The sequence below is a fragment of the Pseudomonas sp. B1-22 genome (genome assembly GCF_050474425.1).
In the GTDB taxonomy this organism is placed as follows: Bacteria; Pseudomonadota; Gammaproteobacteria; order Pseudomonadales; family Pseudomonadaceae; genus Pseudomonas.
The window spans coordinates 995,047-1,017,529 of record NZ_JBCHVH010000002.1 but is presented as its reverse complement, the minus strand read 5'-3'; the positions used below and the strand labels follow the sequence as shown (position 1 = coordinate 1,017,529).

The 22,483-nt window shown below is 66.1% G+C and carries 23 protein-coding genes; 10 read left to right on the top strand and 13 right to left on the bottom strand.

What is annotated here, in order from left to right; all coding sequences use genetic code 11:
- The first annotated feature begins 13 nt into the window (after nt 1-13).
- A complete protein-coding gene (locus ACQ5BL_RS11530) occupies nt 14-373 on the top strand; it encodes a PilZ domain-containing protein (protein ID WP_243806494.1) in 360 nt (119 codons plus the stop codon).
- A 401-nt stretch (nt 374-774) separates the two neighbouring features.
- Here the strand turns inward: ACQ5BL_RS11530 and ACQ5BL_RS11525 are convergent, their stop codons facing one another.
- From ACQ5BL_RS11525 to ACQ5BL_RS11495, 7 genes are all read right to left on the bottom strand, one after another.
- Nucleotides 775-2,103, bottom strand: coding sequence for a DUF58 domain-containing protein (locus ACQ5BL_RS11525; protein ID WP_243806493.1), 1,329 nt, complete (start codon nt 2,101-2,103; stop codon nt 775-777).
- Complete coding sequence (locus tag ACQ5BL_RS11520) at nt 2,100-3,107, bottom strand: AAA family ATPase (RefSeq protein WP_243806492.1); 1,008 nt, start codon at nt 3,105-3,107, stop codon at nt 2,100-2,102. Before ACQ5BL_RS11520 ends, ACQ5BL_RS11525 begins: the two co-directional genes overlap by 4 nt.
- The gene (locus ACQ5BL_RS11515) at nt 3,104-4,372 is read right to left on the bottom strand and encodes a DUF4350 domain-containing protein (protein ID WP_243806491.1); all 1,269 of its coding nucleotides are present in this window, start codon (nt 4,370-4,372) and stop codon (nt 3,104-3,106) included. The genes ACQ5BL_RS11520 and ACQ5BL_RS11515 overlap by 4 nt, the downstream gene beginning before the upstream one ends.
- Entirely contained in the window at nt 4,369-5,943 is a 1,575-nt protein-coding gene (locus tag ACQ5BL_RS11510; protein ID WP_243806490.1) for a DUF4129 domain-containing protein, read from the bottom strand. Before ACQ5BL_RS11510 ends, ACQ5BL_RS11515 begins: the two co-directional genes overlap by 4 nt.
- The gene (locus ACQ5BL_RS11505; RefSeq protein ID WP_243806489.1) at nt 5,930-6,916 is read right to left on the bottom strand and encodes a stage II sporulation protein M; all 987 of its coding nucleotides are present in this window, start codon (nt 6,914-6,916) and stop codon (nt 5,930-5,932) included. The genes ACQ5BL_RS11510 and ACQ5BL_RS11505 overlap by 14 nt, the downstream gene beginning before the upstream one ends.
- Complete coding sequence (locus ACQ5BL_RS11500) at nt 6,913-7,602, bottom strand: RDD family protein (RefSeq protein ID WP_279577287.1); 690 nt, start codon at nt 7,600-7,602, stop codon at nt 6,913-6,915. Before ACQ5BL_RS11500 ends, ACQ5BL_RS11505 begins: the two co-directional genes overlap by 4 nt.
- Before the next feature lie 139 nt (nt 7,603-7,741).
- Nucleotides 7,742-8,506 (bottom strand): DUF975 family protein, encoded by a 765-nt coding sequence (locus ACQ5BL_RS11495; RefSeq protein WP_243806488.1) that lies wholly within the window; start codon nt 8,504-8,506, stop codon nt 7,742-7,744.
- 142 nt (nt 8,507-8,648) lie between these two features.
- Between ACQ5BL_RS11495 and sbcB the strand changes: the two genes are divergently transcribed.
- On the top strand, nt 8,649-10,079 hold the full coding sequence (sbcB, locus tag ACQ5BL_RS11490) for an exodeoxyribonuclease I (protein WP_243806487.1): 1,431 nt from the start codon (nt 8,649-8,651) through the stop codon (nt 10,077-10,079).
- Between the two features lie 60 nt (nt 10,080-10,139).
- Here sbcB and mvaT read toward each other — a convergent pair whose 3' ends face one another.
- Complete coding sequence (gene mvaT / locus ACQ5BL_RS11485) at nt 10,140-10,514, bottom strand: histone-like nucleoid-structuring protein MvaT (protein ID WP_152225797.1); 375 nt, start codon at nt 10,512-10,514, stop codon at nt 10,140-10,142.
- A gap of 260 nt (nt 10,515-10,774) precedes the next feature.
- Between mvaT and purU the strand changes: the two genes are divergently transcribed.
- Both purU and ACQ5BL_RS11475 read left to right on the top strand, forming a co-directional pair.
- Nucleotides 10,775-11,626 carry a formyltetrahydrofolate deformylase gene (gene purU / locus ACQ5BL_RS11480; RefSeq protein WP_207886010.1) on the top strand — a complete coding sequence of 284 codons (852 nt, stop codon included), beginning with the start codon at nt 10,775-10,777 and terminating at the stop codon, nt 11,624-11,626.
- 90 nt (nt 11,627-11,716) lie between these two features.
- Nucleotides 11,717-11,902, top strand: a complete 186-nt coding sequence (locus tag ACQ5BL_RS11475; RefSeq protein ID WP_243806486.1) for a hypothetical protein — start codon at nt 11,717-11,719, stop codon at nt 11,900-11,902.
- Nucleotides 11,903-12,047: 145 nt separating this feature from the next.
- Here ACQ5BL_RS11475 and ACQ5BL_RS11470 read toward each other — a convergent pair whose 3' ends face one another.
- The 3 genes from ACQ5BL_RS11470 to upp all read right to left on the bottom strand — a co-directional run bounded on the left by ACQ5BL_RS11470 (nt 12,048) and on the right by upp (nt 15,150).
- On the bottom strand, nt 12,048-13,046 hold the full coding sequence (locus ACQ5BL_RS11470) for a lysylphosphatidylglycerol synthase transmembrane domain-containing protein (protein WP_243806484.1): 999 nt from the start codon (nt 13,044-13,046) through the stop codon (nt 12,048-12,050).
- 160 nt (nt 13,047-13,206) lie between these two features.
- Nucleotides 13,207-14,508 (bottom strand): uracil-xanthine permease family protein, encoded by a 1,302-nt coding sequence (locus ACQ5BL_RS11465; RefSeq protein ID WP_243806482.1) that lies wholly within the window; start codon nt 14,506-14,508, stop codon nt 13,207-13,209.
- 3 nt (nt 14,509-14,511) lie between these two features.
- Nucleotides 14,512-15,150, bottom strand: coding sequence for a uracil phosphoribosyltransferase (upp, locus tag ACQ5BL_RS11460; RefSeq protein ID WP_207886006.1), 639 nt, complete (start codon nt 15,148-15,150; stop codon nt 14,512-14,514).
- A 156-nt stretch (nt 15,151-15,306) separates the two neighbouring features.
- On the opposite strand from upp, the gene ACQ5BL_RS11455 reads away from it, so the two are divergent.
- The 3 genes from ACQ5BL_RS11455 (at nt 15,307) to ACQ5BL_RS11445 (ending at nt 17,982) form a co-directional block, all read left to right on the top strand.
- Nucleotides 15,307-15,864 carry a hypoxanthine-guanine phosphoribosyltransferase gene (locus ACQ5BL_RS11455; RefSeq protein WP_207886005.1) on the top strand — a complete coding sequence of 186 codons (558 nt, stop codon included), beginning with the start codon at nt 15,307-15,309 and terminating at the stop codon, nt 15,862-15,864.
- A gap of 2 nt (nt 15,865-15,866) precedes the next feature.
- Nucleotides 15,867-16,343, top strand: coding sequence for a WbuC family cupin fold metalloprotein (locus ACQ5BL_RS11450; protein WP_243806480.1), 477 nt, complete (start codon nt 15,867-15,869; stop codon nt 16,341-16,343).
- A 214-nt stretch (nt 16,344-16,557) separates the two neighbouring features.
- Entirely contained in the window at nt 16,558-17,982 is a 1,425-nt protein-coding gene (locus ACQ5BL_RS11445) for an aldehyde dehydrogenase family protein (protein WP_243806478.1), read from the top strand.
- Here the strand turns inward: ACQ5BL_RS11445 and ACQ5BL_RS11440 are convergent.
- Complete coding sequence (locus ACQ5BL_RS11440) at nt 17,966-18,883, bottom strand: LysR family transcriptional regulator (protein WP_243806476.1); 918 nt, start codon at nt 18,881-18,883, stop codon at nt 17,966-17,968. The genes ACQ5BL_RS11445 and ACQ5BL_RS11440 overlap by 17 nt on opposite strands.
- Before the next feature lie 137 nt (nt 18,884-19,020).
- Between ACQ5BL_RS11440 and ACQ5BL_RS11435 the strand changes: the two genes are divergently transcribed.
- The 3 genes from ACQ5BL_RS11435 (at nt 19,021) to ACQ5BL_RS11425 (ending at nt 20,490) form a co-directional block, all read left to right on the top strand.
- Nucleotides 19,021-19,503: a hypothetical protein gene (locus ACQ5BL_RS11435; RefSeq protein ID WP_243806474.1), complete on the top strand. Its 483-nt coding sequence runs from the start codon at nt 19,021-19,023 to the stop codon at nt 19,501-19,503.
- Between the two features lie 98 nt (nt 19,504-19,601).
- Complete coding sequence (locus ACQ5BL_RS11430) at nt 19,602-19,889, top strand: PA4642 family protein (protein ID WP_205337322.1); 288 nt, start codon at nt 19,602-19,604, stop codon at nt 19,887-19,889.
- Between the two features lie 199 nt (nt 19,890-20,088).
- The gene (locus ACQ5BL_RS11425) at nt 20,089-20,490 is read left to right on the top strand and encodes a VOC family protein (protein WP_243806472.1); all 402 of its coding nucleotides are present in this window, start codon (nt 20,089-20,091) and stop codon (nt 20,488-20,490) included.
- 71 nt (nt 20,491-20,561) lie between these two features.
- On the opposite strand, the gene mqo is transcribed toward ACQ5BL_RS11425, so the two are convergent.
- Nucleotides 20,562-22,055, bottom strand: a complete 1,494-nt coding sequence (mqo, locus tag ACQ5BL_RS11420; protein WP_243806470.1) for a malate dehydrogenase (quinone) — start codon at nt 22,053-22,055, stop codon at nt 20,562-20,564.
- Nucleotides 22,056-22,483: the final 428 nt, after the last annotated feature.

The window sequence follows — 22,483 nt, the reverse complement described above, 5'->3', positions numbered from 1 at the left end:
GCGAAACGCCATTATGCGCCATTCACGACACATCGAGCGCCATCAGCTGCCCTACTACCTGAAGGTGTTCAACAGCATCACCGACAAACCCATGGGCTACCTGGGCAACGTCTCGCTGGACGGGATGTTGCTGATCAGCCAGCTGCCGATGCTGGTGGGCGGCCGTTTCGACATGCGCCTGAAAATCCCCGGCCACGACGGCAAGCTGCAGCTGATCGAGTTTTCCGCCACCTGCCAGTGGTGCCGCGAGGACGTCAATCCGGGCAACTACGACTCCGGCTTCAGCCTGGTGGCGCCGCCGATGGAGTATGTCGAGCTGGTCGATGCACTACGCCGTTATTTCAGTTTTCGCCGTCAGGTGGAGTCGGTCTGAGGCGCAGGACGCGCTGAACCGATCTGGCGGTGGCGGAAGGCAGGACGCCGGGACATTCCCGCCGTCAGAACAAGGTGTGACCTCGATCCCCATGCGCTCCGAGCTTGGCCCTGTCGTCGGCGGCTGAGCTCGGCGTATCGGCGTACAACCGCGAACGGTTGTACGCCCTACGTTCCTTTTATCTCCGATTGCGCGACAGCCGCCTTGTAGGAGCGAGCTTGCTCGCGAATTGCCTTCCACTGTTATTTCAGCGTGGCCTGTAATGCTTATCGCGGGCATGGCCCGCTCCTACAGGTGCGCTCGGTGCGTCTCTTGTAGGAGCGGGCCATGCCCGCGATGCTCTTGAAGACCTCCAGAAAAATTTCCGCACACGCCGGAGCACTTCTCCGGAGGCCGAAATGCTACAGCGCCCCTGCCTTCTTCCACCCCAGATAGCGACTGACCAGCTCCGGCCCAAGCTGGCTGGGACGTGCGTCCAGCACCGGCACGCCATGGGCGATCAGCTTCTCGTGCAGCCCGGCACGGGCATTCAGGTATTCCACGGTGCCACAGTAGGCCAGCGCTTCTTCGTAGCCTTCCACGGGCGCCTGCCGCAGGCGGTCGAGCACCTCCTCGCGCAGGCTGGCCACCAGCACCCGGTGTTGCCGGCCCAGGCGCTTCACGGCGGCCACCAGGTCCTCGTCGTCCTCGTCGCGCAGGTTGGTGATGATCACCACCAGGGCGCGGCGGCGCTGGCGGGTGAGCACGGCCTGCACCGCCGCGGTGTAGTCCGCCGCGCGCTGGCTGCTGTCGAGGTCGTAGACGCCGTTGAGCAGCACGCTCAGCTGCGCGCTGCCCTTGCCCGGTGGCAGGTGGCGCGGCTGGTCGCCGGCAAAGGTCATCAGGCCCACGGCATCGCCCTGGCGCAGCGCGACGTAGGCCAGCAGCAGGCTGGAATTCAGGGCATGGTCGAAGTGCGACAGGTCGCCGTCGTGGCTGCGCATGCGTCGGCCACAGTCGAGCAGGAAGAGGATCTGCTGGTCGCGCTCGTCCTGATACTCGCGGGCAATCGGCGTGCGCTTGCGCGCGGTGGCTTTCCAGTCGATCTGCCGCAGGGTGTCGCCGTCGCGGAATTCGCGCAGCTGGTGGAATTCCAGCCCCAGGCCACGGCGCTGTCCGGCGCGCACGCCGATGCGGTTCAGCCAGTGGTCCACGGCCATCAGTTCGGCGCCGTAGATGCGCGCGAAGTCGGGGTAGACACGGGTTTCGCTGCGCTCTTCCAGGTAGCGCCGGCCCTTCCACAGGCGCAGCGGGCTGGACAGTTCGATCTCGCAGCGCGGGAAGACGAAGTGTCCGCGCGACAGGGGACGCACGCGATAGCCCAGTTCGGTCTGCTCGCCCGGGCGCAGCTCGACCACCTGCGGCAGGTACTCGAAGTCCATGGCGCCGGGCAGGTGATCGAACAGGGTCACGCGCTGTGCCTGCCCGTAGCGATGGTGCAGGTGCAGGCGCACCTCGCTCCAGCGGCCCAGCGGCAGGTTGCCGCTCAGTTGCCGTTCCAGGCGCGGCGACGGCAGACGGCGCAGCCACAGGGCATCGACCAGGGCGAGCACGGCCAGGGCGCACAGGGCACCCCACCATAGGCGGCCGAGCAGCGGCGCCGAGGCGTCCAGGGCCGTGGCGGTGCCCAGGGCGATGGCCACGGCCAGCAGCACGCCGAGCAGCGCGAGAAGGGCGCGCGATGGCTTCATAGGCGCGGTGCCGGTACCTGGTCGAGCAGCTGTTGCAGCACCTGGTCCACCGACAGGCCCTCGATGTCCAGCTCCGGCGACAGCCGCACGCGGTGACGCAGCACTGCCAGGGCGCTGCCCTTGACGTCGTCCGGCAGCACGAAGTCGCCACCGCGCAGCAGCGCCCGCGCCCGTGCACAACGCACCAGCGCGATGGACGCGCGCGGCCCGGCGCCCAGGGCCAGACCCGGCCAGTTACGGGTGGTGCGGGCAACGCGCACGGCGTAGTCGAGCACCTGGTCATCAATGGGCAGATCGGAGGCGATCTTCTGCAGGGCCAGGACGTCCTTTTCCTTGAGCAGAGGACGGATCGGCGCGACGTCGAGCATGTCGCTGCGCGCCGAGCGGGTCACCTGGCGCACCAGGGTCTGCTCCTCGGCTTCCTGTGGATAATCGATGCGCAGCTTGAGCATGAAACGGTCCAGCTCCGCCTCGGGCAGCGGGTAGGTGCCTTCCTGCTCGATGGGGTTCTGCGTGGCCAGCACCATGAACGGCTGCGGCACCGGCAGGGCGCGGCCTTCGAGGGTGACCTGGCGCTCCTGCATGACTTCCAGCAGCGCCGCCTGGGTTTTGGCCGGGGCGCGGTTGATCTCGTCGGCCAGCAGCAGGTGGGTGAACACCGGACCCTTGCGCAGCTTGAACTGCTCGGTGGCGAGGTCGTAGACCGCGTGGCCGGTGACGTCGCTGGGCATCAGGTCGGGGGTGAACTGGATGCGCGCGAAACCGCCGTCGAAGCAGCGGGCGAGGGCGCGCACCAGCAGGGTCTTGCCCAGGCCGGGGACGCCTTCGATGAGCACGTGGCCGCCGGCGAGCAGCGCGGTCAGCACATCGTCGATCACGCCCTGCTGGCCGATCAGCGCCTTCTGCAGTTCATGGCGCAGCGCCTGGGCCAACTGGCTGGCGCGCTGGCGCTGGGCCGCGGGGTTGGATGACGGGCTGGCTTGTTCTGGAATTTGTTCGCTCATAGGGAATTCCTGAGGCTCTGCAGGTGGGCGACCTGACGGGTGAATTCGGCGATGGCCATGCGCTGCTGCGGATAGGGGCGCATGGCCTGGCTGATGGCGCTGACCGGCAGCCGCGTCATGCGGCCCAGGGTCTGCCACTGTTCGGCGACGGGCAAGCGCTCGAAGCCCGGCTGGCGCTGCCGCGCGCGGCGCAGGATGTCGCGTTGCAGCCCCTGCAGCAGGGCGATCTGCCCGCGCTGGCGGAGGATGAAGTCGGCGCCGGCGCGCAGGTGTTCCTCCAGTTGCCGGCGTCCGCGCGCGGGGCTGGGTTGCAGCGGGCCCTGGCGCAGCCCCTGGCGCCACAGGGCGAGCGCCAGCAGCAGGATGCAGGCGACCAGCGCCTGCGGGAAGTAGCGCGCGAGCAGGGAGAACAGGCTGTCGCCGTCGGCGCGATAGACTAGGGTCACGCTGCTGTCCTGGGTCAGGTACCAGAGCAGCCAGGCGTTGTCGTAGTCGCCCAACTGGGTGTTCTGCCAGATCCAGTTGTCGGTCAGCACGGTGACCAGCCCTTGGCCCTGTTGCAGTTGCAGCAGGTGGGTGGCTTTGGCGCTGTTGGCCCAGGCGTAGGCGAGGTTCTTCGAGTCGAACAGGTGGTATTCGGTGTCGAAGTCGATGTAGGCCGGCGCCTTTTCGTTTTCCAGGTAGAGCTTGGTCAGCTTCGGATAGGGATCCTCTTCCTCGGCTGACTCCGTTGCTTCGGGGTTGTCGGTAGCGGGAGCGGCGGGTTGCCCGGCCGGCTGTTCCTGTGTGGCAGGTTCCGCATCGGACTTGTCTTCCGGTTGGGCGGCGCCCTTGTCCTTGTCGAGGTCTTCGGTGAGGAACTGCTGCACACCCAGGCGATCGAGCAGCAGGTCGCCGCTCTTGCCTTCCTGCTCGTCCCACAGGCGTTCGGCGGTGACCACCAGGTGGCCGCCACGCATGGTCCAGTCGAGCAGGCGTTCGCTCTGCTTCGGCGTGAGGTTCTCGCGGCTGCCGAGCAGGATCAGGGTGTGGCCGTTGCTCGGCAGCTGGTCGAGCACTTCCATCCCCTTCGCTGCGCGGACCTTCAGGCCGCGTCCGCGCAGGTAGGCTTCGGCGGCCAGGTAGGGATTGGCACGGGCCTCCGGGGCGGGGCCGTGCTCGATGGTCTCGGGATAGGGCGTGAGGTGGGTGTAGAGGTAGTACCCGGCGGCACCCAGCACCAGCAGGATGGCCAGGGTGATCAGCAGGACGACGGGGCGCTTCATGCGCGCACCTCGTTGCCGAACAGGCTGCGCCATTGCTCGCACAGCTCATGCTTGAGCCCGTCCTGGGGCGTGCGATGGCCGTAGGCGAGCGCCTGCCAGTGCAGGGTCAGGGTACGGGTGAAGCTGTCCAGCGACGGGTTGTCGAGGGTTTCGACCCGCGCCAGTACCTCGCCTTCGGTGGTGGAGTCGCGCAGCGGCACGCGGAAGTCATGCAGCAGGCGGCTGAGCAATGCACGGTAGAGCAGGCCCAGTGCTGCGCGCGGCTGCTCGTCCCAAAGGCGCTCGGCTTCGCTGGCGACATCCGAGGGCAGGGTTTCCGGGGCCAGTTCCAGGCCGAACAGCACGCTCGGCACCTCACGGCGCGGGCGCTGCGGCAGGCCGATGCGGCCGGCGAACAGGCGCAGCCATTCGCGGTAGCGCCAGACGAGCAGCGCGACCACGGTGAGCAGCGCGCCCCACAGCAGCACTTCGATGACCTGTGCGACATACCTGAACGCCTTCCAGTGCCCCAGGGCCTCGAAGAAGCGCTTCAGGCTCTGTTCATCCTCCTTGCTCGGCTTGTCCTTGGCCGGGTCGTTCAGTCGCCAGCGGGTCACCGTCTCGCTGTTGCGGAACGGCGGAGCGGCGAGAATGGCCTCGGCGGCGTGGCGCGACTGCTCGCTGTTCAGCACCTGGTTCTGCAGGCGCGGGGCTTGCGGGCCGTTGGGGTTCTGGTCGGGCAAGGGGCAACTGCGGCCCGGCGGGTCGGCGGCCCAGGCGCTGGCGCCGGGCAGCGGCGCCAGGCAGGCGGCGGCCACCAGCAGCAGGGCGTAGGCGCTGCCGATCAGGCGTTGGCGCAGGCGGCGCAACACCAGCTCGATATCCCAGGCTTCCAGTTCGGTGCGCCGGTTCAGGTAGAGGGTGAAGCCGCAGGCCACGTAGACCGGCTCCCAGACCACCAGAATCAGCGCATAGAGCAGGTTGCTCAGGTGCTCCAGCCAGGCCCATTCGCCGTCGGCCAGGCTGATCAGCGATTGCCATTTCCAGTCCGCGACCCACTGCTGCGGCAGGAGCAGGTAGAGCAGCACGGTCAGCCCGAGCCACAGGGCCGATTCGAAGTGCATGCCGATCACCGTCAGCCAGGTGGCGCCGCCGGCATTGCGCTGGCCGAGGACCACCAGGCGCTGGCTGCGGGCCTGGCCCTTGAGCCCTTCGAGCTGCAGCACCGGCAGGTCGAAGCTGCGCGTGGGGCTTGCGCGGCGCCACAGCAGGCTGGGCAGCAGCTGGTTCCTGAGCAAGCCGGGGAAGGCCCGCAGGGCCTGCTTGAGCGTCGGTGTGTCGTCGAACAGGGCACGCGACAGGATATACAGCGGGAGGCGCTCGAAGGCCGGCTTGAGCCACCAGAACAGCAGGATCGCCCAGCCCGAGTGGTTCCATAGCAACAGGGTGAGCAGCGCGAACACCGGCAGGGTGACCAGCGCCCAGCTGGCCATCAGCAGGCCGGCGTGGCGGCGTGCCAGGAGTATCCCCAGGTCCAGGGCTTCCCACGGGCTGCGCGGGCGGATGGCGACGCTGGCGTCAGTCAGGCGCATGGCGGCTCCGTCCGGCAAACAGGAAATAGCCGCCGACCAGCAGCCACAGGCAGGCGCCGACGACGTACTTCACGCTGGACGGGAACTGCGTGACCGATGACCAGTAGCCTTCGACGAAGGCGGCGATCAGCAGCAACAGGATCACCCCGGCGACCAGCTGCACGGCGCGGGCAGCGGCCTGGCGCAGCGCATCGAGGCGGCTCAGGCGGCCGGGGGCGAGCAGCGCCCAGCCGAGCTTCAGGCCGGCGGCGCCGGCGAAGGTGATGGCGGTCAGCTCGAAGGCGCCGTGGCCGATGACGAAGGACCAGAAGGTCTCGATGTAGCCGACCTGGGTCAGGTGCCCGGCCGCAGCCCCGATCATCAGGCCGTTGAACAGCAGGAAGAACAGGCTGCCCAGGCAGAACAGCAGGCCGCTGGCGAAGGTCTGAAAGGCGATGCCGATGTTGTTCATGATGTAGAAGGCGAACATCTTCCAGTCGTCGCCGGTGTCCCGTTCGCTCATCGGGCCGAGACGCCGCGCCTCCGGCGAGTACATGGTCTCCATCTCGGCGACGCGCTCGGGCGCCATCACGCTGTAGGTGAGGTCGGGGAAGTGATAGGTCAGCAGCCCCATGAGCAGGGCGCTGCCATACAGCAGCAGGCTGGCGACCAGGATGAAGCGCCACTCCTCGCGCACCAGGCGCGGGAAGCCGGCGGTGATGAAGCCGAGGATGCGCGCGCCGAGGTGACTGCGGTGCCGGTAGAACTGCTGGTGCCCGCGCATGGCCAACTGCTGCAGGTAGTCGATCAGGTGGCTGCTGTAGCCGCGCTCCTGGGCCAGCGCCAGTTGCTGGCAGATGCGCCGGTAGTCCGCGGCGAATTCGTCGGGGCGCTCGGAGGCTTCCTGGCGCTTGCCGTTTTCCAGTTGCTCCAGGCGTTTGCCGAAGCGCTTCCAGGCGCCCTGGTGGCGCTGTTCGAAGAGGGCCTGCTTCATGGCATCACCCGACCGCTGCCGAGCAGGCCGCTGGCGATGGCATTGAGGCGCGCTTCCGCCTGTTCGGGGGGGACGCCCAGGGGCTCGGCGAGGATGCCGGCGAGCTCTTCGCGGCGCGCCGCGGACAGCTGTCCGGCGCGCTCGGCGAAGCCCATCATCGCGCGCTGCTCCTCCAGCTTCAGCGGCCAGGGCGCCAGCTCCGGCGCAACCTCTGGCGGCTGCGGACGGCCCGGCGGCGGGTCGCGGTAGATCACCAGCGTGCCGGCGGCCAGGTCGCCCAGGCGCTTGAACGCCGGGTTGGACAGGCAACTGAGCAGGCCCAGGGTGTAGCCGAAGGGCAGGATGTCGGCGAAACGCAGCAGGTTGCGCAGCAGCGAGGCGGACCAGCCGATCGGCGTGCCGTCATCGTGAACCACGCGCAGCCCCATCATCTGCTTGCCCGGCGAGCGCCCCTGGTTGAGCACTTCGAACAGCACCATGTACCACCAGGTCATGACGAAGGTGAGCAGCAGGCCGAGGCCCGTGCCGAGCTGGCCGAGGAAGGCCAGCGCCATGAACAGGGCGAACATCAGCAGGGCGCGGATGCCCAGGTCGACCAGGTAGGCGATCGCCCGTGGAATCACGCCGGCGGGACGTAGCAAGAGGTCGATCCCTTCCGGCGTCTCCACGTGGTAGCGGGTATCCAGCGCGGGGCTGGGCGGACGTGCGTCCGGGCGTGGAGCGGCGGCTGCGGTCAAGGGGAGTCGCTATCGATGGCTGGAAGGCAGATGCTAGCCAGCGCGCTGCGGCGAGGCAACCGCGCTGGCGGCAATTGGCGAACGGGGTTCAATTGGCGGGCGGCAGTACGCCGAATATCCGCCGGTACAGCACGCCGCCGGAAATGATCAGCAGCGGAATCGTCCACACCAGGCCGATGCCCAGCGGCAGCATGCTGAGGAACGTGATCAGGCAGAGGGTGAGGTACAGGCCGAGGATCTTGAACCAGTGCCGGGTAATCGCCTTGCGCGAGGCTTCCAGCGCCTGCCAGGGGCTGAGCTTGCGCTCGACCGCCAGCGGAATCGCCAGTTGGTAGGCGAGGCTCAGGTAGAGGCCGGGAATGATCAGCAGCAGCAACCCGACGTACATCAGCAGCGTCATCAGCAGGCCGGTGACGAGCAGCGGGACGAACAGTGCGAAGTGGCTGAACATCTCGTCGAAGGAGACCTTCTGGTCGGCGGCGCGGCGGATGCCGAGCATGGCAACCCCGGCGGCCAGGGGATAGCAGACGGCTCCGGCGAGAATGCTCGCAATTACTTGTGCGACTTGTCCCATCGGCGTCTGGGATTCCGTCACGCCGAATCCGAGCCCCAGTGCCAGGCCGAAGGCGAAGCTGATCGTCTGGATTGCCACGATGTAGACCAGCGTGGCTGCGATCAGCAGCCCCTTCATCCCCTTGACCCGCTTCCACGCTTCGCTGATCACCTCGCCAATCGAGAAGTCGTAGCCACGGGCGAGGGCCTCCTCCACGGAGGGGACCGCCAGTGCGGACGGGCTGGATTGCAGGTCGCTTTGCGGCGGGCTGTAGGGATTCTGCGCAGAGATTTCTTGCATGGCAGTTCCTTTCCTTCAGATGAGTCCATTCGCGGTGAAGCATAGGATGGCGCTTGGCCACGAGCCAGCGCCGTGGTTTGGAAGTGCGGCCGGGTGCACTGTTAGACTGCGGCGCAACCGCACGCAGGCAAGGAAACGCGCCATGACCGCCAGTATCTTCTGGTACGACTACGAAACCACCGGCATCGACCCGCGCCGCGACCGGCCGCTGCAGGTTGCCGGTATCCGCACCGACGAGGCGCTCAACGAGATCGGCGAGTCGCTGAACCTCTACTGCCGTCCCAGCGACGACATCCTCCCCCATCCGGCGGCCTGCCTGGTCACCGGGATAACCCCGGATCGCCTGGAAGAGCGCGGCCTGGGCGAAGCCGAGTTCATGACTCGCCTGCATGCCGAGCTGGCGCAGCCGGGCACCTGCGTCGCGGGCTACAACACCCTGCGCTTCGACGACGAGATGACGCGCTACAGCCTGTACCGCAACTTCTTCGATCCCTATGCCCGCGAGTGGCAGGGCGGCAACAGCCGCTGGGACCTGATCGACATGGTGCGCACCTGTTACGCCCTGCGTCCGGAGGGCATCGTCTGGCCCGAACAGGATGGCGTGGTCAGCCTGAAGCTGGACCGGCTCACCGTCGCCAATGGCATCGAACACGGCCAGGCCCACGACGCCCTGTCGGACGTGCGCGCGACCATCGCCCTGGCGCGGCTGATCCGTGACCGCCAACCCAAGCTCTACGACTACCTCTACCGCCTGCGCAGCAAGCAGGGCGTGCTGGACCAGATCCGCCTGCACGAGCCGCTGGTGCACGTGTCCGGGCGCTTCTCCGGCGCGCGCCACTATCTGTCAGTGGTCCTGCCGCTGGGCTGGCACCCGCGCAACCGCAATGCCCTGATCGTCTGCGACCTGGCCGCCGATCCTGCGCCCCTGCTGGACCTGGACGCCGAGACTCTGCGCCAGCGCCTGTATACGCGCCGGGATGAACTGGCCGAAGGCGAACTGCCGGTGCCGTTGAAACTCCTGCATATCAATCGCTGCCCGGTGGTGGCGCCATTGAAGGTGCTCCGCCCGCAGGATCGCGAACGCATCGGCCTGGACCTGGACGGATGCCTGAAGACTGCGCAAACCCTGGTGCAGGCCAAGGCGCTCTGGCAGGACAAACTGGCGCCGATCTATGCCGAGGAAAGTTTCGCCGCGAGCGAGGACCCGGAGCAGCAGTTGTACGACGGATTTATCGGAGATCGGGATCGCCGGTTGTGCGAACAGGTGCGCCAGGCAGATCCCGAGCGACTGACCAAAGAACAATGGCCGTTCGATGATCCGCGACTTCCAGAACTTCTGTTCCGATACCGCGCACGTAATTTTCCGGAAACTTTGTCTGCCACCGAACAGCAACAATGGCAGGACTTCTGCCGTGCGCGCCTGAGTGCGCCAGAGTGGGGGGCGCCCAATACTCTGTCGAACTTCGACAGCGCAATGGCCGAACAGATGAGTAATGCCGGTGCGGAAAACCGCGCGGTGCTTGAAGCCTGGGCGAAGTATGCACTCGCGTTGCGCGAGCGCTATGGCCTCTAGCGTTCGGCAGGCAATAAAAAACGCCAGCGCAAGGCTGGCGTTCTTTATTGCGCGAAGCGCTTAGCCCAGCAGCGTGGCCCAGCCTTCGACGGCCTCGGCGCCCCACTTGGCCTTCCATTCCTTGAGGGTCTTGTGGTTGCCGCCCTTGGTCTCGATGACTTCGCCGGTGTGCGGGTTCTTGTATTGCTTGACCTTGCGAGCGCGCTTGCTCACGGTGCTCTTCGCGGCACGCGGCGATTTGCTCAGCTTCGCGTCCGGATCGAGCAGGGCGATGATATCGCGCAGGGATTTGCCGTAGCTGCCCATCAGTGCGCGGAGTTTCTCTTCGAACTCAAGCTCTTTCTTCAGCTTGTCGTCCTGTTCGAGGGATTTCAGGCGCTCTTGAAGTTCCTTGATGGCTTCTTCGGTGGCGCGGTACTCGTTGATCAGCGACATGTTGGGTACCTTATTCTTGAGGTCCAGCGGTGGCGGATAGTTTGTAGCACCCATAATAGTCAGCGCAGTTGTTCAAGTAAACTGCGGAGAAAACTTTTGTGGGTAATTAGTCAAGTATTTAAGTTATTAGCCAGAGGGATTTAACCGGATTACTTGGCGCCCGCCCTAATTGGCTCTCGTCGACCGCTCCCGGGCAATGCTGAACTTTTCCCCTCCAGCCGCTAGAATGGCGGCCTTCGCGATGTATCTGGAGTACACCCATGCGCACTTTTCGACTGGTGATCGCCTGCCCCGACGGGGTCGGCATCGTCGCCAAGGTGAGTAATTTCCTGGCCACTTACAACGGCTGGATCACCGAGGCCAGTCACCATTCCGATAATGACAACGGCTGGTTCTTCATGCGGCATGAAATCCGTGCCGACTCCCTGCCGTTCGACCTCGATGGCTTCCGCCAGGCCTTCGCGCCCATCGCGCGCGAGTTCTCCATGGAATGGCGTATCACCGACTCGTCGGTGAAGAAGCGCGTGGTGCTGATGGCCAGCCGCGAATCGCACTGCCTGGCCGACCTGCTGCACCGCTGGCACAGCGGCGAGCTGGATTGCGAGATCCCCTGCGTGATCGCCAACCATGACGATCTGCGCAGCATGGTGGAGTGGCACGGCATTCCGTACTTCCACGTTCCGGTGGACCCGAAGAACAAGCAACCGGCCTTCGAGCAGGTGTCGCGCCTGATCGACGAGCACCAGGCCGACAACGTGGTGCTGGCGCGCTACATGCAGATCCTGCCGCCGGACCTGTGCCAGAAGTACCGCCACCAGGTGATCAACATCCACCACAGCTTCCTGCCGTCCTTCGTCGGCGCCAAGCCGTACCACCAGGCCTCGCTGCGCGGCGTGAAGCTGATCGGCGCGACCTGCCACTACGTGACCGAGGAGCTGGACGCCGGCCCGATCATCGAGCAGGACGTGGTGCGCATCACCCACCGCGACAACGTCGAGGACCTGGTGCGCCTGGGCAAGGACGTGGAAAAGCTGGTGCTGGCCCGCGGCCTGCGCTATCACCTGGAAGACCGCGTGCTGGTGCACGACAACAAGACCGTGGTGTTCGACTGATCCGCAGTCGGTCGTTCGCTACACTGGGTACTCCGCACGCGCCTGCCGTCGCCTGACGGCCGGCGCTGCGCCCAACCGGAGTGTGCCGCGATGAGCGACCCGAAGAACCCCGGCACCGCCACCCCGCCGCTCACCCTGGGCGAAGGCTGTGTCCGCCGCTACGACCCCGACGCCCTGAGCGAGGACGATGGCACCGAGTTTCCCGGCGCCGCCGAACTCTGGGATTCGCTCAAGCCGAAAACGCCATCCGAAGGCGACAAGCCTTCCGAAGACTGAGGCTCAGAGCCTGTTTACGATCTTGTGAGCTAGAGCAGTAGAAGGCGGAAAACGCCCGAAGAGCGGAGTTTACAGCTGTAAATGAGCATCTGAGGGCGGTTTCCAACGCCCTACGGCCGACGCGCAACAGATCGTAAATAGGGTCTCAGTCTTTTTCCCGCAGCCCGATCAACTTGCGCAGCAACGGCCGCCCCGCCAGCAGGGCGAATACCGGCGCGCCCATCACCAGATAGAAGTAGTAGGTCACCACGCGCCAGATGAGGATAGCCGCGGCCGCGGTCGATTTGCCCACCAGTGGGGCGAGCAGTGCGGCGGAGGTCAGCTCGGTGCCGCCGGCACCACCGGGCAGCAGGGTAGCCAGGCCGGCGGCCAGCGACAGCAACTGGATCAGGAAGGTCCAGGCCCAGTGCAGGTCCACGCCCATGGCACGCAGGGTGAGGTAAAGCACCGAGAAGCGCAGCGTCCAGTGACAGCAGGTGAGGAAGAAGATCAGCCCCAGGCGCCGTTTCGGCTGACGCAGGCTGCTCACCAGGGTGTCGCGGAAGTGCAGGCATTTGCGTGCCCAGTGCAGGCGCCTGCGCGGCTTCATGCCCAGGCGTGCGAGCAGGCGGCCGATAGCCTTGATCGCCCGGCGCTGGAAGCGCGCCAGCAGCACCACGCCGAAGAGGATGCCGCCCAGCAGCGCGCCGCTGGTGATCAGCGAGGTTTCCAGGTTCGGGCTCACGCTGTGGGACAGAGCCCATACCAGCACCGCCGCCAGCGCGCAGAGGAAGAACATCAGGTCGCTGAGCTGGTCCACGGCGAAGATCGCGCTGCTGTGCGCCGGGCGCATGCCGTGGCGCGAGAGCAGGGCCATCAGCGTCAGCGGGCCGCCGGTGCCGCCCGGGGTGGCGTAGAAGGCGAACTCCGACGCCATGATGATGCCCACCGACTGGGCCCGACCGATGTCGCCGGCGCGGCCGTTGAGCAGCACGCGCAGCTTCTGCGCGTTGATCAGCCAGCACAGCAGGATCATGCCGAACATGATCAGCAGGCTGTCCAGGGGGAACGCCAGGACCTGGGTGAGCATCTGCCGGCCGCCCAGGGCCAGGGGGATCAGCGAGGCGCCGATCAGGCCCAGCAGCAGCCACCAGCCGCGACTCACGGGCGCGCCTCCGGCAGGGGCGGGGCGATGGGCAGGGCAGCGTGGAACGGGGAAGTGTGCGGGGTGAATCGCTGTTTCATGCAGAGTGGACCGTCAGCGCGGGACTGCGTTCGCCGAACTTTCCGTGGGCTGGGCGCCGCCGTGTGGCGGCGCCCAAGGCTCACTCGGCGGATTTCTCGGCTGAAGAGACGCCGGCGCCTTCTTCCAGCGCCTTGTTCTCCCAGCCTTCCTCGCCGGGCAGGATCAGGTTGAGCAGGATGGCGACGATGGCGCACAGGGCGATGCCCTTCAGGCCGAAGTCGTCCGGGCCGGTGCCGGTGCCGATCAGCACGCCGCCGATGCCGAACACCAGGGTCACCGAGACGATGCACAGGTTGCGCGCCTGGGACAGGTCGACCTTGTGGCGGATCAGGGTGTTCATGCCCACCGAGGCGATGGTGCCGAACAGCAGGCAGAGGATGCCGCCCATCACCGGTACCGGGATGCTCTGCAGGATGGCGCCGAACTTGCCGATGAAGGCCAGGCCGATGGCGAACACCGCCGCCCAGGTCATGATCTTCGGGTTGTAGTTCTTGGTCAGCATCACCGCGCCGGTCACTTCCGCGTAGGTGGTGTTCGGCGGGCCGCCGAACAGGCCGGCGGCGGAGGTGGCGATGCCGTCGCCCAGCAGAGTGCGGTGCAGGCCCGGGGTCTTCAGGTAGTTCTTGCCGGTCACGCCGCCCACGGCGATGACGCCGCCGATGTGCTCGATGGCCGGGGCCAGCGCCACCGGGACGATGAACAGGATGGCCTGCCAGTTGAACTCCGGCGCGGTGAACTTCGGCAGTTCCAGCCAGGGCGCGGCAACGATCTTCGCCACGTCGACCACGCCGAAGGCGAAGGACAGGCCGTAGCCCACCAGCACGCCGGCGATGATCGGCACCAGGCGCAGCATGCCCTTGCCGAACACGGCGACGATGAGGGTGGTGACCAGCGCCGGCATGGAGATCAGCATGGCGGTCTTGTAGGGGATCAGCTCGCTGCCGTCACCGGCCTTGCCCATCGCCATGTTGGCGGCGATCGGCGCCATGGCCAGGCCAATGGAGATGATCACCGGGCCGATCACCACCGGCGGCAGCAGGCGGTCGATGAAACCGGTGCCCTTGATCTTCACCGCCAGGCCCAGGAAGGTGTAGACAAAGCCCGCCGCCACCACGCCGCCCATGGTCGCGGCCAGGCCGAACTGGCCCTTGGCGAGGATGATCGGGGTGATGAAGGCGAAGCTCGACGCGAGGAACACCGGCACCTGGCGGCCGGTGACGATCTGGAACATCAGGGTGCCGAAGCCGGCGGTGAACAGCGCGACGTTCGGGTCCAGGCCGGTGATCAGCGGCATCAGCACCAGCGCGCCGAAGGCCACGAAGAGCATTTGCGCGCCGGAGATGACCTGGCGCCACAGCGGATCGTTGAATTCATCGGCCATGAATCAGGCGTCCTTCTGCTTGGTGCCGAAGATCTTGTCACCGGCATCGCCCAGGCCCGGCATGATGTAACCGTGCTCGTTCAGGCACTTGTCGATCGAGGCGGTATAGATGAGCACGTCCGGATGCGCATCGTTGACTGCCTTGATCCCTTCCGGCGCCGCCACCAGCACCATGGCGCGGATGTCCTTGCTGCCGGCTTTCTTCAGCAGGTTGATGGTGGCGACCATGGAGCCGCCGGTGGCCAGCATCGGGTCGATGATCAGCGAGCGGCGCTCGGCGATGTCCGGCGCCAGCTTTTCCAGGTAGGTGTGCGCTTCGAGGGTTTCCTCGTTGCGCGCAACCCCGACGGCGCTGACCTTGGCGCCCGGAATCAGGCTGAGCACGCCGTCGAGCATGCCGATGCCGGCGCGCAGGATCGGCACCACGGTGATCTTCTTGCCGGCGATCTTCTCCACCGTAACGGGGCCGGCCCAGCCTTCGATCTCGTAGTTTTCCAGCGGCAGGTCCTTGGTCGCCTCGTAGGTCAGCAGGGCGCCTACTTCCTGGGCCAGCTCGCGGAAATTCTTGGTACTGATATCGTGACGGCGCATCAGTCCGATCTTGTGGCGGATCAGGGGATGACGAATCTCGAGTACGGGCATGGACGGGGTCTCCGGACGGGCTGGCAAAAAAATTGCGGTAGCGTAATGCATCCTAGCTATCTTGGGCCACGATTGTCGGGGACTTTCGTCCGCTGACCCTTGCCCCAGGGCACGCCGATAGGTACCTTTGCGCACTTTTTCACCGGAGAACCCCCAATGTCCGTCGATCTCGCGCACATTCGCCAAGTCATGGCCGAAGCCGACTGCCTGTACACCAATGCCGAGGTGGAAGCCGCCATCGCCCGCGTGGCCGAGGCCATCAACGGCTCCCTGGCCGAGACCAATCCGGTGGTGTTCTGCGTGATGAACGGCGGCCTGATCTTCGCCGGCAAGCTGCTGCCGCTGCTGAATTTCCCGCTGGAATCCTCCTACCTGCATGCGACCCGTTACCGCAACGAGACCACCGGCGGTGAGCTGTTCTGGAAGGCCAAGCCGGAAATCTCCTTCATCGACCGCGACGTGCTGATCATCGATGACATCCTCGACGAAGGGCACACCCTTTCGGCGATCATCGACTTCTGCAAGCACGCCGGTGCCAAGCGCGTGCACACCGCCGTGCTGATCGACAAGGACCACGACCGCAAGGCCCGCCCGGACCTGAAGGCCGACTACGTGGGGCTGTCCTGCATCGACCGCTACATCTTCGGTTACGGCATGGACTACAAGGGCTACTGGCGTAACGCTGCTGGCATCTTCGCCGTAAAAGGCCTCTGACGATGAGCGGGCCGCGTTTTCTCGACAGTGCGCTGTTCGACGAGGTCGCGGCCAAGGCCGCTGCCAGTCCACGGCGCCGGCAGAACCACAACTTCCATGAGCAGACCGAGCCTTGCCATCGCCTGCTCAATGCGCTGCAGCCGGACAGCTACATCCCGCCGCACTGCCATCGCCACCCGGACAAGGCCGAAAGCCTGCTGGTGGTGAAGGGCGCGCTGGGCCTGCTGATCTTTTCCGACAGCGGCGAACTGCTGACTACCCGCGTGCTGCGCGCGGGTGGCGAGTGCGTCGGCGCGGACCTGCCGCCAGGTACTTTCCACGCCATCGTGGCGCTGGAGCCGGACAGCGTCATGTTCGAAGCCAAGGCCGGCCCGTTCGTGCCGATGAGCGAGAACGAGCGTGGACAGTGGGCGCCGCGTGAGGGTGAGCCGGGCGCGGCCGAATACCTGGCGTGGATGCGCTCCCAATTCCCTGCCTGATTTTCGCACGCGCGTAGGAGCGGACTCCGTCCGCGATCGACTCACCGCCGCTCCTTTTTGTCAGGGTGTTAGGCGAACACATCGCGGACAGAGTCCGCTCCTACGCCAAGTCATGCATCGAGTAGCGTCGATGCATGCATGGGCTGATTCGCATTTTTGCCGATGCATGCCCCGCCTATCCTGCGACCCTCACTGATATCCGCCTGAGGTTCGCATGTCCCGTCTCCTTTATATCGATGGCCAATGGCAGGCCGCCGACAGCGGCGCCGTCCTGCGCCCGATCGCGCCCGCCACCCGTGAAGCGCTGCCGGAAGCCGCCTGTGCCGGCGCATCCGACGTGGAGCGCGCCGTCGCTGCCGCCAAGCGCGCTTTCGCCGACTGGCGCCAGACCTCGGCAGCCCAGCGCGCCGGTTACCTGCGCGCCTTCGCCGAGCAGCTCGACGCCCGCCGCGAAGCCCTGATCACCCTGCAGATGCAGGCCAGCGGCAAGCCGCGCCTGGAAGCCGAAATCGACATCGGCGACGCCATCGCCACCTTCGCCTACTACGCCGAGCTGGCCGACCAGCTGGACGCCCGGCAGAACGCCGAAGTCGCCCTGCCGGACGCCGGCTACCGCTCGCAGACCCGCTTCGAGCCCATCGGCGTGGTCGGCCTGATTGTGCCGTGGAACTTCCCGCTGGTGACCAGCGCCTGGAAAGTCGCGCCGGCACTGGCGGCGGGCTGCACCGTGGTGCTCAAACCCTCGGAAATCACCCCGCTGATCGAACTGGTGCTGGGCGAGGTCGCCGACGCCATCGGTCTGCCGGCCGGCGTGCTGAACCTGGTGCCGGGCCTGGCCGATGCCGGCGCGGCGCTGTGCAGCCATCCGGGCATCGCCAAGCTGTCCTTCACCGGCAGTAACGTCGTCGGTCGCAAGGTCATGGAAGCCGCCGCCGCGCGCACCCTGCCGGTGGGGCTGGAGCTGGGCGGCAAGTCGCCGATCCTGGTGTTCGAGGATTGCGACCTGGACGAAGCCGTGCAGTGGATCATCGCCGGAGTCTACTGGAACGCCGGGCAGATGTGCTCCGCCACCTCGCGCCTGCTGGTGCAGGCGTCCATCGCCGCGCCGCTGCTGGAGAAGCTGAAGGTTGCGGTGGAAGGCCTGCGCGTTGGCGATTCGCTACTGGGCGAGACCGACATGGGCCCGATGACCAGCGAAGCGCAGTACCGCAAGGTGCTCGACTACTTCGCGGTGGCCCGCGACGAAGGCCTGGCCTGCCTGACCGGCGGCGAAGCGACCGAGGGCTGGTTCATCCAGCCGACCGTGTACACCGACGTACCGGCGGACAGCCGACTGTGGCGCGAGGAAATCTTCGGCCCGGTACTCTGCGTGCGCACCTTCAGCGATGAGGCCGATGCCCTGCGTCAGGCCAACGACAGCGACTTCGCCCTGGCCGCCACCGTGTGCAGCGCGGACGTTGCGCGCGCCCAGCGCGTCGCCGAGAACCTGGAGGCCGGCAACGTCTGGCTGAACTCGCCGCAAGTGGTGTTCCCGCAGACCTCCTGGGGCGGTGGCAAGCGTAGCGGCATCGGACGCGAGCTGGGTCCGTGGGGCTTGTCGGCGTTCTTCGACATCAAGCACATCACCGTGCCGCGCTGATCGGTGCTGCTCCGTGCTCCAGGCGCAGGTCCTCCACCAGCGCCTGGAGCGCTTCGTTGTGCCCCGGTTCGTCACGCACCACCAGGCTGTGGGTGATGCCGTAGCCGAGGCTGTCCGGCAGCAGCGCACGCATCTCGCCCTGCTGCACCCAGCGCTCGGCGTAGTGGGTCGGCAGGTAGCCCAGGTGAGTACCGGCGCGTACCGCATGGAGTACCGCTTCCATATGCTGGGTGAAGGCGGTGCTGCGTTGCGGATCGGCCGGCAATTGCACGTCGGCTACCGCATAGCCGTGCTGAATCCAGTTGCAGCTTTCCAGCTCGGCGGCGTCCGTCACGTCCTTGCCGAACAGCGGATGCTCGCGCCCGCAGAACACCGCCACCCGTTCGTGGTACAGCGGCTCGTAGCGCAGGTTGGGCAGGCGCCGGCTGAAGCAGGCGATGGCCAGGTGCAGGCGGCCGCTGAGCACCAGGCGCTCCAGCTCGGTGGACGACTCGATGAGGAAGTGCAGGCGAACGTCCTGGTCGCGGCGATGGAAGCGCGCCAGGGTCTGGTGGATGCGCGCGCCGGGCAGGGTGGCGACGTTGTCGGCCATGCCCAGGTGCAGCTCGCCGACCAGACGCCCGGCCAATGACTGTACCTGATCGCGGAAGTCACCCAGCGCGGCGAACAGGTTCTGCGCGTAGTCCAGCACCCGCTCGCCTTTCTCGGTCAGGCGGAAACCGCTCTTGCCTCGCTCGCACAGGCGATAGCCCAGGCGGGTCTCCAGGCTGGCGATGTGCGTGCTGATGGTCGACTGGCCCATGCCCAGCTCGCCTTGCGCCGCGGAGAAGCCGCCGCAGCGCACCACGCAGGCGAAGATGCGCAGCAGGCGCAAGTCGAGGTCGGAGACGTTGTGCAGCATGGTCTGATCGGATCCTTTCGATGCGAGAGGTTGTTCATGTCGAAGGCTATCAATGTATCGGCGGCCATGCCATGCGCGCCTGTCGTGGTGCTTCGGGTGCGTGCTAGAGTGCTCGGCCCTGTTCCGCGGAGGTGATGATGTCCGTTCGCATTCCGGGCGCCGCGTTGGCGCTGGCGCTCTGTCTACCCCTCGCGGCGTTTGCCGCGCCGATGCACAGCCAGTTCCTGCCGCCGGACGATGCCGGCCTGCGCCAGGGCGAACCGGAGCAGCAGCAACTGCTGCAGGTTACCGAATACAGCGTGGTGCTGGGCAACCAGCGCCAATCCAACCAGCAGCCGATCCCGATCACCACGCCGTCGATAGTGCGCCTGAAAGGCAAGCCGCTGAACAAGGGTGCACAGATCAGCCAGGTGGTGATCAGCTTCGATGCCGAGGGCAAGAGCCTGAAAAAGCCGGTCTACGACGAGAAGACCCGCGTGCTCAGCCTCTACTACCCTCAGGCGTCCTATCCCAGGCTGCTCGACCTGCTGCGCAACGGCACCGTCTACGTGCAGTTCCTCAGCTACGGCAACGGCCATATCTGGGCCGACCTGCACACTGGGGCGGTGCGCGCGCGTTGAGCGGCGCCACCGCGCAGGGTTAAACTGCCCGACCGTGGTGCCCGGCCTGAGCCGATGCCGGCCGCGATTCCCGAGACAGCCGTAGAGAGAAGCGAGCGATGCGTAAAGACAAGAAGCAGGTGATTGGCGAAGAGATCAACGACGACGCCATCAAGCTGTTCCTCGACGTGGAACCGGCCGATGACACCCCGGCGTCCCTGCACAAGCTGGTCAAGGCCTACCGCGGCCTGCGTATCGACGACTTCGAGCGCTTCGTCGGCTTCTTCGTCGAGGCGGGTTACGACCTGTCCGCCAAGGATGCCCAGGGTAATGACTTCATTGCCCTGATCCAGGACCAGCGTCAGGCCGAGCCTTACATCGAAGTGATCAAGGCCGCTCGCGGCTGATCGGTTCGAGTCGCTGGAAAAGCCCGCCTTGTGCGGGCTTTTTCGTTTCTGCCGCCTCTGCAGCCCCTTGTAGGAGCGGGCGATGCCCGCGATCGCGCGCATGGCGCGCTCCTACAGTGGGGCACCGTCGTGCACCCCACCGCCGAATCCCCGCCTAGACTTCTTCCCAGAACGATAACGACAAGGCGAGGACGAAGCCGTGCAAGTACAGCCCTATCTGTTTTTCCATGGTCGCGCCGATGAGGCCATTGCCTTTTACCAACATGCTGTGGGTGCCCAACTGGGGGCACTGATGCGCTTTGAGGAGGCACCCGGCCCCTCGCCGGTACCCGACGGCTGGATGGACAAGGTGATGCACGCCAGCCTGCGCATCGGCGAAACCGAAATCTTCCTGTCCGATGGCCGGGGCGAACACAACGCCACCTTCAATGGATTTTCCCTGCACCTGTCGCTGCGCAGCGTGGTGGCGGCGGAGCAGGCGTTCGCCGCCTTGGCGGAGGAGGGGCGGGTGGACATGCCGCTGGAGAAGACCTTCTGGGCGCAGCGCTTCGGCATGCTCACCGACCGCTTCGGCGTCGGCTGGATGGTCAGCTGCCACTGACCCCCGCACGTGGAACGAACGCAGAAACGAAAAAGCCCGCCAGAAGGCGGGCTTTTTCATGAGCGCAAGGCTCAGGACGCGGCGACGATCTGCAGACGGTCGGCGGTCATCTGGTTGACTTCGCGGTAGACCTCGGCGTCGGTTTCCAGCTGCTTCTCGCGGGCCGGGAAGATCTCCTTGAGCTTCGCGGTCCACTCGGCCGACGTGTAGCGCTCGGGGAAGCAGCGCTCCAGCAGGCCCAGCATGATCGACACGGTCACCGAGGCGCCCGGCGAGGCGCCGAGCAGGGCGGCGATGCTGCCGTCCTGGGCCGCCACCAGTTCGGTACCGAACTGCAGGATGCCGCCTTTCTTCGGGTCCTTCTTGATGATCTGTACGCGCTGGCCGGCGGTTTCGAGGCGCCAGTCGGCCGGGTTCAGTTCCGGGTAGAACTTGCGCAGGGCTTCGATGCGCTGGTCCATCGACTGCATGACTTCCTTCACCAGGTAGCGGGTGAGGTCCATGTTGTCGCGGGCCACGGCGAGCATCGGCAGCAGGTTGCTGGTGCGTACCGAGAGCGGCAGGTCGAGGAACGAACCGTGGCGCAGGAACTTGGTGGAGAAGCCGGCGTAGGGGCCGAACAGCAGGGAGGTCTTGCCGTCGACCACGCGGGTGTCCAGGTGCGGTACGGACATCGGCGGGGCGCCCACTTCGGCCTGGCTGTAGACCTTGGCCTGGTGGTGCTTGACCACTTCCGGGTTGTCGCAACGCAGCCACTGGCCGCTCACCGGGAAGCCGCCGAAGCCCTTGCTTTCCGGGATGCCGGACATCTGCAGCAGCGGCAGCGCGCCGCCGCCAGCGCCGAGGAAGACGAACTTCGCCTTGACCTTGCGGGACTCGCCGGACTGGGTGTTCTTGATGTCCACCAGCCAGCCGTCGCCGTTGCGCTCCAGGCCCACGACCCGCTGGAAGTAGCTGACTTCGCTGCCTTCGCGGCTGGTGAGGTAGCCCAGCAGCTGGTTGGTCAGGGCGCCGAAGTTGACGTCGGTGCCGCTTTCCACGCGGGTCATCGCAACCTGCTCGTCGGCCGGGCGGCCGGGAATAGTCAGCGGGGCCCACTCGGCGATCTTCGCGCGGTCCTCGGTGTATTCCATCGAGGTGAAGGCGTGGTGCTGGCTGAGCAGCTCGAAACGCTTCTTCAGGAACGGAATGTCCTTGCCACGCACGAAGCTCATGTGCGGAACGGGGTTGATGAAGTTGCGCGGCGAACCGAAGGCATCCTTCCCGGCGAGGTAGGCCCAGAACTGCTTGGACACCTCGAACTGGGCGTTGATGTTCACCGCCTTCTTGATGTCGATCGAGCCGTCGGCGGCCTGCGGGGTGTAGTTCAGCTCGCAGAGGCCGGCGTGGCCGGTACCGGCGTTGTTCCACGGGTTGGAACTCTCGATGGCCCCGGATTCCTGCAGTTCGACGATCTCGAGCTTCACGCTAGGATCGACTTCCTTGAGCAGGACAGCCAGGGTTGCGCTCATGATGCCGGCGCCTACCAGCAACACGTCCATCGATTCGTAATCGTTCTGCGCCATTAACGCGTCTCCAAAAAACTATCAGCAGCCAGTTGTGACGGGGGCTTTTCAGCCGCCAGTCCGAATTCTTCTCAGGTCGCGTGCGACCATCCGCGAATGCCGGGAGCCGGGATTGGAGGAGGGGAAAGGTGCACCTTCGCTCGGCAATCCACGGCGGACGATCAGGGCATCCGCAAGTGCATCGGGTGGGCGCTTATGCGCGGCTTCCGGTGCCGAAAAAGCGATTCAGTGCTGCGGGGACAGACGTTAATGGTGCTGCTACCGACGCAAAACTCTTCATTGCTCGCCACACTCTCGTGAAGTAGTGAAAAACCTTCAAATCACGCTCTTTTGGAGGCGTGAAACTCAAAGGGGATCGTCGTTGCGGGCCGGTCCGGTCTCCGTACGGAGCGGGCGGCTGCATCCTTGCCAAGCGTTCTGCGCAACGA